This is a genomic window from Limnohabitans sp. 2KL-17 (genome assembly GCF_003063415.1).
Classification (GTDB): domain Bacteria; phylum Pseudomonadota; class Gammaproteobacteria; order Burkholderiales; family Burkholderiaceae_C; genus Limnohabitans_A.
The window spans coordinates 87,346-102,480 of record NZ_NESK01000002.1; the positions used below are offsets into that span (position 1 = coordinate 87,346).

The 15,135-nt window shown below is 59.3% G+C and carries 11 protein-coding genes and 1 pseudogene; 6 read left to right on the forward strand and 6 right to left on the reverse strand.

The window, feature by feature from the left end:
• Positions 1 to 155 precede the first annotated feature (155 nt).
• Positions 156 to 2,285: a TonB-dependent siderophore receptor gene (locus tag B9Z45_RS01435; RefSeq protein ID WP_233252036.1), complete on the forward strand. Its 2,130-nt coding sequence runs from the start codon at positions 156 to 158 to the stop codon at positions 2,283 to 2,285.
• Between the two features lie 98 nt (positions 2,286 to 2,383).
• Positions 2,384 to 3,250, forward strand: coding sequence for an alpha/beta hydrolase (locus B9Z45_RS01440; RefSeq protein ID WP_108405456.1), 867 nt, complete (start codon positions 2,384 to 2,386; stop codon positions 3,248 to 3,250).
• Between the two features lie 82 nt (positions 3,251 to 3,332).
• On the opposite strand, the pseudogene B9Z45_RS01445 reads toward B9Z45_RS01440, so the two are convergent.
• A pseudogene (locus tag B9Z45_RS01445) lies at positions 3,333 to 4,538 on the reverse strand (M20 aminoacylase family protein).
• A 26-nt stretch (positions 4,539 to 4,564) separates the two neighbouring features.
• Positions 4,565 to 5,542, reverse strand: a complete 978-nt coding sequence (locus B9Z45_RS01450; protein WP_108405457.1) for a tripartite tricarboxylate transporter substrate binding protein — start codon at positions 5,540 to 5,542, stop codon at positions 4,565 to 4,567.
• Positions 5,543 to 5,661: 119 nt separating this feature from the next.
• Between B9Z45_RS01450 and B9Z45_RS01455 the strand changes: the two genes are divergently transcribed.
• Together B9Z45_RS01455 and B9Z45_RS01460 are read left to right on the forward strand one after the other, a co-directional pair.
• Positions 5,662 to 6,567 carry a LysR family transcriptional regulator gene (locus tag B9Z45_RS01455; RefSeq protein ID WP_108405458.1) on the forward strand — a complete coding sequence of 302 codons (906 nt, stop codon included), beginning with the start codon at positions 5,662 to 5,664 and terminating at the stop codon, positions 6,565 to 6,567.
• An 18-nt stretch (positions 6,568 to 6,585) separates the two neighbouring features.
• On the forward strand, positions 6,586 to 7,317 hold the full coding sequence (locus B9Z45_RS01460; protein ID WP_108405519.1) for a sulfite exporter TauE/SafE family protein: 732 nt from the start codon (positions 6,586 to 6,588) through the stop codon (positions 7,315 to 7,317).
• Positions 7,318 to 7,470: 153 nt separating this feature from the next.
• Here B9Z45_RS01460 and B9Z45_RS01465 read toward each other — a convergent pair whose 3' ends face one another.
• Entirely contained in the window at positions 7,471 to 8,448 is a 978-nt protein-coding gene (locus B9Z45_RS01465) for a GMP reductase (RefSeq protein ID WP_108405520.1), read from the reverse strand.
• A gap of 190 nt (positions 8,449 to 8,638) precedes the next feature.
• Positions 8,639 to 9,895: an MFS transporter gene (locus B9Z45_RS01470; RefSeq protein ID WP_108405459.1), complete on the reverse strand. Its 1,257-nt coding sequence runs from the start codon at positions 9,893 to 9,895 to the stop codon at positions 8,639 to 8,641.
• A 261-nt stretch (positions 9,896 to 10,156) separates the two neighbouring features.
• On the opposite strand from B9Z45_RS01470, the gene B9Z45_RS01475 reads away from it, so the two are divergent.
• Positions 10,157 to 12,583, forward strand: a complete 2,427-nt coding sequence (locus B9Z45_RS01475) for a UvrD-helicase domain-containing protein (RefSeq protein ID WP_108405460.1) — start codon at positions 10,157 to 10,159, stop codon at positions 12,581 to 12,583.
• A gap of 98 nt (positions 12,584 to 12,681) precedes the next feature.
• Positions 12,682 to 13,158, forward strand: coding sequence for a peptidylprolyl isomerase (locus B9Z45_RS01480; RefSeq protein WP_108405461.1), 477 nt, complete (start codon positions 12,682 to 12,684; stop codon positions 13,156 to 13,158).
• 49 nt (positions 13,159 to 13,207) lie between these two features.
• On the opposite strand, the gene B9Z45_RS01485 is transcribed toward B9Z45_RS01480, so the two are convergent.
• Complete coding sequence (locus tag B9Z45_RS01485) at positions 13,208 to 13,984, reverse strand: BPSS1780 family membrane protein (RefSeq protein WP_108405462.1); 777 nt, start codon at positions 13,982 to 13,984, stop codon at positions 13,208 to 13,210.
• A 4-nt stretch (positions 13,985 to 13,988) separates the two neighbouring features.
• On the reverse strand, positions 13,989 to 14,951 hold the full coding sequence (locus tag B9Z45_RS01490) for a homoserine kinase (protein WP_108405463.1): 963 nt from the start codon (positions 14,949 to 14,951) through the stop codon (positions 13,989 to 13,991).
• Positions 14,952 to 15,135 lie beyond the last annotated feature (184 nt).

Below are 15,135 nucleotides of genomic sequence, written 5' to 3' on the forward strand. Positions count from 1 at the left end.
GGTTGGAAGCCCGGTCTTTATACGGGCTTCAAACAGTTGCCAATTGACGCTGTCAAAATTGCAGAATGCGTGACATCTGCTCCAAACCCCCATTCTTCTTGACCCCAGACCGTTTGACCGGGACCTTTGCGTCTTTGTCACCGGTTTGTGTGGCCGTGACAGTTGTTTTTCTGACCGCGCCCGCCTTTACTTTCGCGCAAACCCCATCGACGACACCGGTCGCAACAGACCTCGGGCAGGTTGAAATCCGCAGCAACCGAAACAACGACACCGAAGTGCGGCGGGAATCCACGGCATCCAAGATCGTGATCGGCCGCGAAGAGATTGAAAAGCAAGGCGATGCGACCCTGGGCGAGGTGCTCAAACGCTTGCCAGGCGTCACGGTGCAAGGTGCACCTGGCCGTGGTGGCGCGATCCGCATGCGGGGCTTGGGCGGTGGGTACACCCAAATATTGCTGGATGGCGAACGCATGCCACCGGGTTTTTCGGTCGATTCGCTGACCCCTGAGCAGGTGGAAAGAATTGAAATCTTGCGTGCGCCGACTGCTGAAACTGGCGCCCGTGCGATTGCCGGCACGATCAACATCGTGCTGCGCGAAGGGCAAAAAGCCAACCCGGACGATTTGAAACTCACACGCAGTCAGGAGCACGGGCAAGGCTCCAACCAACTCAACTGGGTGCACAACCTCAAAACCGAGCCCCTGAACGGAACCTTCACCTTGTCGGCGATGGACAACCGGCGGGCTGATGAATCCACCACCGTCACAGAATCCTCTGAAAACACAGACCGTGTGCGGCAAAACAGCAGCGAGGGGCACCGGCAGGCGATTCATGCCAATGCCCGCTTGCAATGGAAAGGCGAGCAAGGCAGAAGCCTTACCTTGATGCCCTTTGTGATCGGCTCCGACTGGCGCAGCCAGACGAATACCCAGGTCACAACCCTTGAGAGCCCTTTTGTGAGTGACAGCATCCAATCGGTCACCCACAGTCGTTTCACGATGGGCAGACTCAATGGTCAGTGGGCTGAGCGCTTGTCAGCAGATGACCGGTTGGAAGTGCGATTTGGTCTTGGTGAGTCCAGGTATGACTACCGCCTGGACCAAACGGGCGCTGCTGGCGCGCTGAGTGGCAGTGGGCAGCCCCTTTTACGCAATGATTTTGAGACTCAGAATTTTGTCGACAGAAGCGCCAGCCTGAACGGGAAATGGACTCGTGTGCTGGACAACGGGCATCAAATTGTCAGTGGCTTGGAGTTGGAGCAGGTGCGCCGAGATGAAAAGGGCAATGCTGCGAGCTTGGAAGACGGTGGAGACCTGAATGCCAAAACACGGCGCTGGGCAGCCTACACGCAAGACGAATTCAAGATCAACGCCAATTGGTCTGCTTATGGCGGACTGCGCTACGAAAATATCCTGACCGAAGGCACTCTCAATGATGTTCTCAAGCGCAATGAAAATGCGGTCTGGACGCCTTTGATCCATGCAGTTTGGAAACCAGATGCGAAAAAACGCGACCAGATACGCATGAGTTTGACCCGCAGCTACAAGACACCCACTCTGTACAACCTGGTGGCGCGTTATGTGCCTTCCTTGGGTGAAAACAGCTGGACTCAGCCTGACCGTACGGGCAATCCAGACTTGAAGCCGGAGTTGGCAACCGGTGTAGATGTGGCTTTTGAGCGTTATCTGGATCAGGGTGGCGTTCTCAGCGCCAACGTGTTTCACAGAAATATCACCGATTTGATCCGTTACACCACCGCTTACAACAGTGCGACACAGCGGTACATTTCTTCGCCCGCCAACGTCGGCGATGCCTTCACCCAAGGCATTGAGCTGGAAGCCAAATTCCGATTGAATCAAGCCTGGGCTGAGGCCTGGCCTGTCGACATCCGTGCCAACACCAGCTTCTTCCGTTCCAAGGTCAAAGAGGTGCCTGGCCCCAATAACCGCCTGGACCAGCAACCCGCCATGACCGCCAACCTGGGTGCGGATTACCGTCTGCGCGGCTTGCCTTTGACGTTGGGTGGCAATGCCAACTGGAACCCTGACTACGACACCCGGCGCAGCCAGGAGCAACTGTCTTATCAAGGCATCAAGCGTGTGGTCGATGTGTATGGCCTGTGGCGATTTTCTTCTGCCACGGCTTTGCGCCTGACCGTCAGCAACCTGCTGCCGCGCGATTACCTGACCGCGACCACATTCGACAATGGGACCCTGCGCGAAACGGCCCGAACCACAGACCGCAACTGGCGCAACGTTCAGCTGCGGCTGGAAATGAAAATCTGATTTTCAAGTGTTGCCAGACGGCACCAGCGTGTCGCGGGTTTGGCTGCTAAGGGTACGGGCTTGTGCCAAGATGCTCACCTCATCCCTTGGAGAACCCCATGCCCACCAAAGACGCCGCCTGGCACGACCGCATGTACAACAACCGGGCGCTGGTGCCTGATTTTGCGGACCATTTCGCCCATTGGAAAAATGCATCCTCCCAAGCCCGGGATGCGCTGAAGCCGCAAGTCGATGTGCGCTATGGCGATGGTCCCAACGAGACCCTGGACATCTTTCCTGCTGCTCGCGCCGACGCACCCGTGGTGATTTTCATTCATGGGGGCTACTGGCGCAGTCTTGACAAATCAGACCATTCCTTTGTGGCCCCTGCACTGCGGGACATTGGCGCTTGCGTGGTGGTGGTCAATTACGCGCTGTGCCCAGGCACAAGCGAGCAGCCTGTGACCGTGCCCGACATCGCCTTGCAAATGGCCAAAGCCACAGCCTGGGTCTGGCGGCACATTGCCGCGCATGGCGGGGATCGCCGCAACATCAGCGTGATCGGCCACTCGGCAGGCGGCCATCTGGCGGCCATGCTGCTGGCCTGCGACTGGAAGAAGCTCGGGCGTGACTTGCCTGCGGGTTTGGTGCGCAAAGCCATGTCGATTTCGGGTCTGTTTGATCTGGAGCCTGTGCGCAAGACACTTTTTGTACAAGGCGATCTGAAGCTCACCCCGGCCCATGTGCGCATGGCCAGCCCTGCCAAATGGCAGCGACCGGGCAAAGGGGTGCTTTTTACCGTGGTGGGTGGCGATGAGAGCCCTGAGTTTTTGCGCCACAACCGCTTGATCCATCAAGCCTGGGGCCCCAAGACCGTGCCCGTGTGCGAAGAGTTGCCAGGCCTGAACCACTTCAGCGTGGTCACCGACCTGACCCGTCCCGGCACGCGTTTGAATGCGCTGGCCTTAGCGTTGATTCAGCGCTGATTCAGCGTTCAGTGTGAGGTGAGGCAACCAGGCCGCTTGATCTCATCAAGCGGCTCGGCATGCCCTGAACACTATTGAGTGGTCAGGCGGGTAAAAAGCGCTCGACCAAAAGTGACCAAAACGCCGAGCCAATGGCCACGTTCTTGTCGTTGAAGTCGTAGCCTGGGTTGTGCACCATGCAGGCGCCGTGGCCATCACCTGTGCCATCGCCATTGCCGATGAGTAAATAACTGCCGGGCACTTCTTCGAGCATGAGGGCAAAGTCTTCGCTGCCGTTCAGCGCGCGGCCTTGGCGCACCACTTTGTCAGCGCCCACCAGCTCTTCTGCCACATCGCGTGCAAAGTCGGTTTCGGCCAGATGGTTCACCAGCACGGGGTAGCCGCGCTGGTAGTCGATCTCGGCGGTGATGCCGTAGCTTTGGGCTTGTGCATGCACCAGTTCGGTGATGCGTTTTTCAAGAAGAATGCGCACATCCCGGTCGAGCGAGCGGACGCTCAAGCGCAGCTTGGCGGTCTGCGGGATCACGTTGTTGGCCACGCCTGCATTGAAGGCGCCCACCGTGATGATGGCCATTTGCTGTGGATCGATGTTGCGGGCCACGATGCTTTGCAAGCCCATGACAATGGCCGACCCGGCCACCACAGGGTCTGCGGCCAGATGCGGCATGGCGCCATGTCCCCCCTTGCCGTGCAAGGTGATGGTCACGTTGTCAGACGACGCCATGGCCGAGCCATCGCGCAACACCAGGTGGCCTTGCGGGTGGCTGGGCATGTTGTGCATGGCAAAGATGGCGTTGCACGGAAACTGCTTGAACAGGCCGTCTTCCATCATTTTCTTGGCGCCGCCCAAGCCTTCTTCGGCGGGTTGGAAAATCAGGTTCACGGTGCCTGAGAACTTGCCTTGTTGTGCAATGTGCTTGGCCGCTGCCAGCAGCATGGCGGTGTGGCCGTCATGGCCGCAGGCATGCATGATGCCCACGTTGCAGCTGGCATAAGGCAAGCCGGTGGCTTCGTCGATGGGCAAGGCGTCCATGTCGGCACGGATGCCGATGCTTTTGCTGCCCGTGCCTTTTTTGATCTGACCCACCAAGCCAGTGCCGCCCAGACCGCGTGTGACTTGGTAGCCCTAGGTGCTCAGTTGCTCGGCCACCAAGTCGCTGGTGCGGTATTCCTTGTAGCCCATCTCCGGGTGCTTGTGGATGTCGCGGCGCACGGCGATGAATTCATCGGCTTGTGCATGCAGGGCTTGCAGTTTGTCGTGCAAAAAAGCCTCGCTGGGAGCGTTCATGGACTGACCTCTTTGATGAGAATGGTTTATTGAGGTTGCAGGTTAATCGATTTGGCGATGGCGCGGTAGCGTTCTATTTCGCTTTGGTACACAAGGGCCAGTTCAGCCGGGGTGCGTGAAGGCAAGACCACGTTGCCACTGCCTTCCAGTGCCTTGCGGGTTTCGGGCACTTCTGCCGCCGCATAAAAAGCCTTGTTCAGCGTGCTGACCACTGCGTCTGGCGTGTTTTTGTGCACTTGCACACCGGCCCAGATGTCAAAGTCCATGGCTTCCATGCCCTTCATGGCCGCCATGGCGGGGAACTGCTTGAACAAAGCATGCGGTGTTTTGGAGGTCACGGCCAGGCCCTGGATTTTGCCGTCCATGATGGTGGCGGGGATAGAGCCGGCCATGGGCAGAAAAGCCATGTCGATCTGGCCCCCCATCAGGTCGGACAGCAGGGGCGCAATGCCTTTGTAGGGGACGTGCAGCATTTGGACCTTGGTGATTTGAGAAAATTTTTCACCAATCAGGTGGTACAGCGAACCGGGACCCACGCTGCCATAGCTCAGTGGCTTGTCTGTGCTTTTGCGTGCCAGCGCCAGAAGTTCGTCCACGGTCTTGACGTTGAGCGAGTTGCGCACAGCCAAGATGGTGTTGGTGGTGGCAAATTGCGCGACCAGCTTGAAGTCTTCTGATTTGTACTTGACGCCCTGGATGGCCATTGGTGCCAGCACCAGCTCCATGGGGCTGCCCAAGCTCAGGGTGTAGCCCTCAGCCGGTGCGTTGACCAGCTTGCTCAGGCCGATGGCGCCACCGGCACCGCCGATGTTTTCGATGATCATGGTCTGGCCCAATTTGGCCGCTGCGTCGGGTTGAAGTTTGCGTGCAAAAAAGTCAGAGGGACCGCCGGCTGGGTAGGGCACGATCAGGCTGATGGTTTTGGCGGGGTAGGTCTGCGCCCAGGTGGGGCACAAAGCGCAGGCTGCGGCGAGCAGGCCACTGAAAAGGGTTTTGAAGTTCATGTTGTCTCCTGTTGGATGTTGGGTTTTGAATGGTCCGAAAACCATGGCCAGATCGTAAGAATTCAAAATTCATGTTTCCAATGACTTATTTTTATGATTTTCATTCGTAAAATGAATACATGAACCTCAAACACCTGGCCCATTGGTTGGCTTTGGCAGAAACCGGCTCGTTCAGCCGTGCTGCCGAAAAGCTGCACATCACCCAGTCCGCGCTCAGCCGCAGCATTCATGTGCTGGAGGAAGAGCTGGGCGGCCCCTTGGTGGACCGTGTGGGCAAAAAGAACGAAATGACGCCTTTGGGTTTGTCCGTGCTGGAGCGTGCACGGCGCATCGTGCACGAGGCGCAAGAACTCAAACAGGGCGCGGCCTTGCTGCAACAAGGCGGCATGGGCAAGTTGCGTGTGGGGCTGGGGTCAGGCCCAGGGGCCATGCTGATGACGCCCTGGCTTCAGTACATGGCCGAGCACCACCCCTTGGTGCAGGTGACCGTGTCGCGCGGGTCGACCGAGTTGCAACTGATGCAGCTGCGAGAGCGGCAACTGGATGCTTTGGTGGTCGATGTGCGGCGGGTGGCGGCAGCGACTGACCTGAACATGGCGCACATCGTCGAGATGCGCGCCGGGTTTGTGTGTCGTAAAGACCACCCGATTCTCAGCCTGCACCCCGGCAAGGTGCCATTCGATGCCGTGTTGGCCTATCCGGTGGCGTCGACCCCGCTGTCGCAAGAGGTGGCCCGCATTCTTGTGGACCATTACGGCCCTCGCGCCAACCCTGCACAGATGACCACCTTGCAGTGTGAAGAAATCGCCAGCCTGATCGATGTGGTGCAGCAAACCGATGCGATCTACCTCGGTATCCTGGGGGCGGCGCGTCGTGGCTTGGCCGATGGCTCGCTGGTTGAGCTGGCCCTGGACCCGTTGTTCAGCGGCGAGGCGCGGCTGGCCTTGGTCACCCTGGCTGGCCGCACCGAGTTGCCGATCATGGCTGTGTTCAGGGCATTTGTAAGCAGTCGGCTGGGCGACTGAAGGCAGCAAGGAATGGACATGCAAGAGTGGTGGATACCCCTGGGGGTGGTTTTATTGGGCTACACGGTGCTGGGGCTGACGGGCTTTGGCTCGGCCTTGGTGGTGGTGCCCTTGCTGGCTTGGCATTGGCCATTGCCTGAAGTGGTTGCACTGACCTTGTTGATGGATGTGCCCGCATCGATGCTGCACAGTGGCCTGAACTGGCGACAGGTGCAATGGCGTGAGTTGCGCAGTCTGCTTCCGGGCATGGTGCTGGGTACGTTGGTCGGGTTGTGGCTCATGCAACACATGAACACCCAGTGGCCCCTGTTATTGCTGGGTATTTATGTGGCGGGCGTGGGCATCCACGCCCTGCGCCCCAAGGCTGAGTTGGCACAGCCCAAGCCTGTATTTTGGGCGTGGCCTGTGGGCGGAGCCATTGGCTTGGTTGAACTTCTTTTTGGCACGGCTGGCCCTCTGGTTGTGGCCTGGCTTAGTCAGCGTGTGGCCGACGTGCAGCAAATGCGGGCCAGTACGCCGATGATCATTGCGACCGCCGCAACCACCGTGTTGGCCGGCATGGCTTGGGAGGGGCGTTTGGCAAGCGAGATGCTGTTGCAGCGTTGGGCGGCGTTGATTGGACTGGCGTTGACCGGCGTGTGGCTGGGCCATCGCTTGGCGCACCGTGTGCCTGTGGCCAAACTGCGCCAGATCATTTGCACCTTGCTGGTGGTCAGCGGTCTGATGCTGGTGCTGGGGGCCTTGCGCTAAGCCCCGTTGCTGGAAACCTGACCGCATCAGCAGCTCGCCGCTGAGTCCTGTGGTTGATTGAAACCGATGGGCCGTTGAGTCCATGGTTTCAAAGCCCGTGACATCCTCCAAGCCACACCCTCCAAGCCACACGCGGCAAGGTCATGGGGTGGCTCACATCAGCAGGTGTTCACCCGCGTTGTCGCCACCCAAAGTCACATAGTTCACTTTGCGGATGTCCATCAGTTTGGTTCCACCGGAATAGCTGATGGAGCTTTGCACGTCCTGCTCCATCTCAATGAGCGTATTGGCCAGCTGGCCCTTGATCGGCTCGAGAATGCGCTTGCCTTCAACGTGCTTGTATTCACCCTTGTTGAAGTCGCTGGCTGAGCCGTAATATTCCTTGAACAATTCGCCATCGACCTCCACAGTTTTGCCAGGCGACTCTTCGTGGCCTGCAAACAGCGAGCCGATCATGACCATGCTGGCACCAAAGCGGATGCTCTTGGCGATATCGCCATGGCTGCGAATGCCCCCATCGGCAATGATGGGTTTGGTGGCCACGCGTGCACACCACTTGAGTGCCGACAGTTGCCAGCCGCCTGTGCCGAAACCGGTTTTGAGCTTGGTGATGCAGACCTTGCCCGGGCCTACGCCTACTTTGGTGGCGTCAGCGCCCCAGTTCTCCAGATCGATCACGGCCTCGGGCGTGGCCACGTTGCCTGCGATCACAAAGCTGGTGGGCAGTTTGGCCTTGATGTATCCGATCATGTCGCGCACGCTGTCGGCATGGCCGTGGGCGATGTCGATGGTGATGTATTCGGGCACCAGGCCGGATGCGGCCAGTTCGTCGACGGTGGCCCGGTCAGGGGCTTTGACGCCCAGCGAGATGGAGGCATAGACGCCTTGGGCGTGCATTTCGCGCACAAACTTCACGTTGTCCAGGTCAAACCGGTGCATCACGTAAAAGTAATTGTTTTTGCCCATCCAGGTGCAGATCGACTCGTCGACCACCGTTTTCATGTTGGCAGGCACCACCGGCAGGCGGAATTTCCGGCCGCCCAGTTCTACGCTGGCGTCGCACTCGGAACGGCTTTCCACGCGGCACTTGCGTGGCAAAAGCAGGATGTTGTCGTAGTCAAAAATTTCCATGAAAAAACCAAGCTCCAAAAAAGGATTCGTTGAAAGAACGAGTGAGCGCTTGGCTTGGCCGGTTTTCCAGCCCCTGAAACGAACCCGTTGCAGGTTCAGGGCAAAAAAAACCGGGCGCAAGAATCTTGGGCCCGGTGGTTGATTCTACCCGTGTTGAAAGATGACTTGGTTGGGCAGCTGAGGTCCGACCTCAAGGGGGTTCGACAGCCGAGTGGGGCAGTGCCGGTTTGATGGCCAGCATGAAGGACAGTGAACCCAGGGCTGCCAGCAAGGCCAGCAGGCTAAAGCCCAGGCGGTAATCGCCCGTGAGGTCGGCCAACACACCGGCGATCATGGGGCCGGCAATTTGCCCCAATGCGATGATGGCCGCCGACAGGCCCAGGATGAGACCGATCGCGTTGCGCCCGAAATAATCGGCCCGGATGGCCTGCATGAAGGGGCCACGCAAGCCCCAGGCGATGCCATGGAAGACCCCAAACGCCACCAGTGCGGCCATGTGGGTGGCGTAGGTCAGGCACAACATGCCGATGCCGTGGGCCAGCATGCACAGGGCAGCGACTTTTCTTTTGTCAAACCAGTCGCCCATGCCGGCGCCCAGCAGCACCCCGGCCAACTGGCCAAAGGTCATGATCAGGATCACCCAACTGGCGGTGGTGAAGCTGTAACCCAGCCCTTCTTTCATGTGGGTGATGGCGTGTACGTTCACAGCCGATACCACCAGCAAGGCCAAGCCGTGGCCGATTGCCAGCATCCAAAACGCACGGGTACGCAAGGCCTGCGCCACGGTGAATTCGATTTGTGCTGGGCCCGCCGTGCGGCCCTCGGCCAGGTCAGCAGCGGCAGCAAGCGCCGGGTCGATGCCATCGATGTTTTCCCCATGGTCTTCGGGGCGTCGGCGGATGATGCCGGCCATGGGCAAGCCGATCAGCAAGACCAGCACACCCGAGCCGGCGGCCGTGGCACGCCAGCCCCACTGCTGCATGGACCAAGCCATGAGCGGCACCACCAGCCCACCCATGGCTAGGCCTAGGCTCATGATGGAAAGGGCACGGGCGCGGAATTTTTCGAACCACTGCACCAGGGCCACTGAAAGCGGAAAGTAGCCACCCAGGCTGGCGCCGATGGCCATCAAGATGGCGCTGGCATAAAAGCTGCCCACGCTGTCGACCTGGCTGAGCAGCAGCAAACCTGCAGCAAAAAGCACCATGCCCCAGCGGATCATTTTTTGGGGGCCCATCCGGTCCATCACCCAGCCCAGTACCGGGCCGATGATGGCCGCTTCGACCGATTGCAGGGCCGCTGCGCCCGACAGAGTGGTTTTGCTCCAGCCCATTTCGTCAGACAAGACGGCGATGTAAAGGCCCAGGGCCTGCGTGAGAAAGGCGGCCAGCAAAAACTGAATGCCACAGGCCGCGCCCACCATGCGCCAACCATAAAAAAGCTTCATTCAGCGGCTCTCGGTGGGTTGCAGGGCCAGCCCAAGCAGCAGGCGCTTATCCAAACATCGTGCCGTTCCGGCTCGGTGCCGAGGGGTGGGGTCATGGGGATTTGATAGCTCATGCGGGGGGGCGTTGACGTTGCTGCATGGTGGCACGCCATGGCCGCAACCTGTGTCTCGAAGTGGACGAAAAATCGGCCTCGCGGGGCATGCAAAAGACGCAGACTGGGCCAGGCGAAGAAAGCGATTCGAACTTCCTACAATCGAGGCATGTTGTCTGAACCATCCTCCAACGCTTCGGCGTCTCCCTTGCTCGCCCAGCTCAACGACGAGCAGCACCGGGCGGTGGTCTTGCCCCCTGAGCACGCCTTGATCCTGGCCGGCGCAGGCTCCGGCAAAACACGGGTATTGACCACCCGCATCGCCTGGTTGCTGCAGACCGGGCAGGTTTCGCCGGGCGGCATTTTGGCAGTGACCTTCACCAACAAGGCCGCCAAAGAGATGAAATTGCGTTTGCAGGCCATGTTGCCAGTCAATGTGAACGCCATGTGGATTGGTACCTTCCACGGCTTGTGCAACCGTTTTTTGCGGGCGCATTGCCAATTGGCGGGCTTGCCACAGACTTTTCAGATTCTGGACACGCAAGACCAGCTGTCGGCCATCAAGCGGCTTTGCAAGCAGTTCAATGTGGACGAAGACCGCTTTCCGCCCAAGCAGGTTCAGTACTTCATTGCCGGGTGCAAGGAAGACGGTCAACGCCCGGGCGATGTGCCGGTGCGTGACGATGAAACCCGCCGCAAGGTGGAACTGTACGAACTCTACGAAGCGCAATGCCTGCGTGAGGGCGTGGTCGACTTTGGGGAGCTGATGCTGCGCTCTTATGAGCTGCTGCGCGACAACAACCATGTGCGTGAGCATTACCGCCGCAGGTTTCGCCACATCCTGGTGGATGAGTTTCAGGACACAAACAAGCTGCAATACGCCTGGATCAAGCAACTGGTCGGCTTGCCGGGCGAGGGGGGCGAGGGGGCTGTGCTGGCCGTGGGTGACGATGACCAGAGCATTTATGCCTTCAGGGGCGCCCGTGTGGGCAATATGGCCGACTTTGTGCGCGAGTTCCAGGTGCGCCACCAGATCAAGCTGGAGCAAAACTACCGCAGCCACAGCAACATCCTGGATTCGGCCAACCACCTGATCAGCCACAACAAGACCCGGTTGGGCAAAACCTTGCGCACGGACCAGGGTGCGGGTGAGCTTGTGCGGGTGGTGGAGTCGCCTTCGGACTTTGCCGAGGCGCAGTGGCTGGTAGAAGAATTACGCCAACTGGTCACGCAAGACGGTTTCGAGCGCAAGGAGATGGCCTTGCTTTACCGCAGCAACGCCCAAAGCCGTGTGCTGGAAACCGCGCTGTTCAATGCGGGTTTCCCGTACCGGGTTTACGGTGGCCTGCGATTTTTTGAACGGGCTGAGATCAAGCACGCGCTGGCCTACCTGCGGCTGATGGAGAACCCCAACGACGACACCAGCTTTTTGCGGGTGGTCAATTTTCCGCCACGCGGCATCGGCGCCCGCAGCATCGAACAGTTGCAGGATGCGTCGCGTGCAGCAGGCTGTTCGTTGCACGATGCGGTGAGTGCGACCACGGGCAAGGCCGGTGCCAACCTGGCCGCTTTTGTGGCCATGGTGGACGTGCTGCGTGAGCAGTCCGAGGGGCTGACCTTGCGCGAGATCATCGATCTGGTGCTCGACAAAACCGGCTTGCTGAACCACTACCGGGCCGAAAAAGAAGGCGCCGACCGGGTGGAAAACCTGGAAGAACTGGTCAACGCCGCCGAAAGCTTTGTCACGCAAGAAGGCTTTGGCCGCAGTGCCGTGGCCTTGCCCTCCGGTTCAGTACAGGCTTTGACGCAAAGCCCTGCCAGCCAGGGCCTGTCGGACGATGCCCAGGCGGGTGTCGACGAGTTCAACGAAGACGGTGTGATCATGAGCCCGCTGGCGGCGTTTCTGACGCACGCCTCGTTGGAGGCGGGCGACAACCAGGCGCAAGCCGGTGAAGACGCGGTGCAACTCATGACGGTGCACGCCAGCAAGGGCCTGGAGTTCGATGCGGTTTTCATTTCCGGGCTGGAAGAAGGCCTGTTTCCGCACGAAAACGCGATGAACGACTTTGACGGGCTGGAAGAAGAGCGCCGACTGATGTACGTGGCCATCACCCGCGCCCGCAAGCGCTTGTACCTGAGCCATTCGCAAACCCGCATGCTGCACGGGCAGACCCGCTACAACCTGAAAAGCCGCTTTCTGGAGGAGCTGCCCGAAGATTGCCTGAAATGGATCACGCCCAAGCAATCCGGATTTTCCAACCTGGGCGCGGGCGGCGCAGGGGGTATTGGTAGCGCTTCAGGTGGTGGATCCGCTGGCGCATGGGGCCAAACCCCGGCGCAAAGCCGTCACGCCCGACCCGCCTGGGGCCAAAGCAGCCTGAGCACTGAAACCTACAAAAGCCCACCCGTGCCGGTGCAAAAAGCCGAGCCCGAGCACGGCATCAGCGCCGGGAAAAATGTGTTCCACACCAAATTTGGCGAGGGCAAGGTGCTGGCGGTCGAGGGCGTGGGCCCTGAAGCCCGTGCCCAAGTCAACTTTTCGCGCCACGGTGTGAAATGGCTGGCGCTGAGTGTGGCCAAACTCACGGTGGTCTGAGCCTCATGTCCCCATTCATTTTGTGAAAACGCGCACCTGCCACCAGGGTGCACGACTGAACGACAATTTCCCCTTTATTGAGAACCTGGAACCTCAGCATGAAAATCACCCAAGACACCGTTGTCACCATGCACTACAAAGTGGTGAACGCCCAAGGCCAAGTGCTCGACAAGGCCCAAGAGCCCACCTCGTATTTGCACGGGGGTTACGACAACACCTTGCCCAAAATTGAAGAAGCGTTGGAGGGCCAGGATGTTGGCTTTTCCATCACCTTGAAGCTGGCCGCTGCCGATGCCTTTGGCGAACGCGACGAGAGCCTGGTTCAGACCATTCCCAAAACAGAGTTCCCGCCAGGCGTCAAAGTGGGTGGGCAGTTGCGCGGGCGCACACCCGATGGGCGCGACCAGGTTTTCAATGTGGTGAAAATCAAGGGTGACAAAGTCATTCTGGACGCCAACCACCCTTGGGCCGGACTCAACCTGAGCATGACTCTGAAAGTGCTCGACGTGCGCGCGGCTTCGGCCGATGAGGTGACGCACCGCCATGCCCACGGTGATCACGGGCATCACCACTGAAGCCGAACGCCCCTGATTTTCAGGGGGCAGGACCGTTGAGCCGGTCTGCTCAGACGGGCTCTTTTGGGCTGGCGCTGAAGCAGTCCTGCACGGTGAACAGCATCGATGTGAAAAACATCGCCGCCACCATCATGGCCATGGGCATGAGAACGGCCATCATCAACTGCGGGTCGCCGAGCAAGCCGGCAATCAGCAAGGCCAGGATGCCCGAGCCGGTGAAAATACCGATCCAGACCAGGGTGTAGACCGAAAAAGCTTTCAGGTTGCGCCAGCAAGCCATGAGGCTGAAAAATAGGCTCTTGCCGGCGGGCAGGCCATGCCAGAACACCAAGGCTGGAGCGTGCCAGAACATCATGGAGACCGGGATGTACAGCACCATCGAAACCCACAAAGCCACTTGAAACGATTCGGTGTTGACCACCTCGGGGGTGATGGGGCTGCCACCGAAATACACGTTGGCAAAGGTGCCGCCATCGGCGAGCATGGACACCAACATGACACCTAAAAACAGCATGGCATACCAACCGCCCAAATGCAGCATGGATTTTCTCTGAGGGCCCGTTTTCAGCGCAGTAAACAAAACGGCAGGCATGGGGAATTTGCCCTGAATTGCGCTTTGGGTTGCCGCCATCATGCCCAGTGTCAGCGCGGGCAATATCACCAAGGCCAAGGCGCCACCAATGAAGGGCACCATGGACACCAGGGACACGGTGGCCATGAACAAAAAGAACAAGCCTGACATGGCCAGCGGTTGCCGCCAGAAAGTGCGGACGCCTTGAATGGCCCAATGCAGGCCGGTGCGTGCGGGAACGATTTGCAGATTCATGGTGTCAGTCAATGGCACTGGCCAGTAAAGGGTGGTCAACGCGGCCGCGCAAGACGCGCTCAAAGTGCGTGGGGTCGTGGGGCTTGAGCATGGATGCTTCTCGGGGGAGATGGTAGTCCCACAGTCTTGAAATCCAGAAACGCAAAGCCCCTGCGCGCAAAAGGCCAGGCAGCAATTCACGCTCTGGTGAACTCAATGGCCTCACCTTGCAATAGGCGCGAAGCATGGCGCGAGCCCGATCTGCAGCGTGTAAACCTGAGGGTAAATCGATGCACCAGTCGTTCATGCAGACCGCCAGGTCAAACAACCAGGTGTCGACGCCCGCAAAGTAAAAGTCAAAAAAACCGGTCAGCTGCTCGCCTTCAAACATCACGTTGTCGCGAAACAGGTCGGCATGCACCGGCCCACGGGGCAGGGCGGCATACGCAGAACTTTGTGCCATGTGGTTTTGAAAGGCAAGCTCGCTGCGCAGCAGGGCCTGTTGCGCTTCGTCCAGGTGGGGCAGGACCAGAGACACTGTGTCGTTCCACCAGGTCAGGCCACGCAAGTTGGGCTGGCTGCGGTTGTAGTCCGCTCCGGCCAGGTGCATGCGCGCCAGCATGTTGCCCACGGCGGCGCAATGCACGGCTTGGGGTTGCAACTGGCTTTTGCCTTTGAGCTTGTTGACCACGGCAGCGGGCTTGCCACTCACGGTGTGCAGGATGTCGCCATCGCGGTTGGCCGCGGGGTCGGGCACCGGGATGCCGCGTCCCGCCAGGTGCTTCATCAAAAAAAGATAAAAGGGCAACTGCTCGTGGGTGAGGCGCTCGAACAAGGTGAGCACGTACTCGCCTTGATCGGTGGTGGCGAAATAGTTGGTGTTTTCAATGCCACCTTCAATGCCGCGCAATTCGGTCAAAGTCCCCAGATTCAGGGACTGCATCAGGTCGTTGGCCTGGGTTTCGGTGACTTCGGTGAATACCGCCATGAGAAGAAGGTCAAAGCGCCAGAAGGGGCTGGCGTGGGTGGGCAAAACAAGGATTGTAGAGTGTGAAAAGTCAACAATGACCGGCAAAGGGCTGGCTGCGCTGGGGCGATGTGGCAAAGCGAAGCGCCTCTGAGGCCCAGCGCAGCCAGCCCTTTGCGGGTCTGCACGGTACGGGGGAGATCGG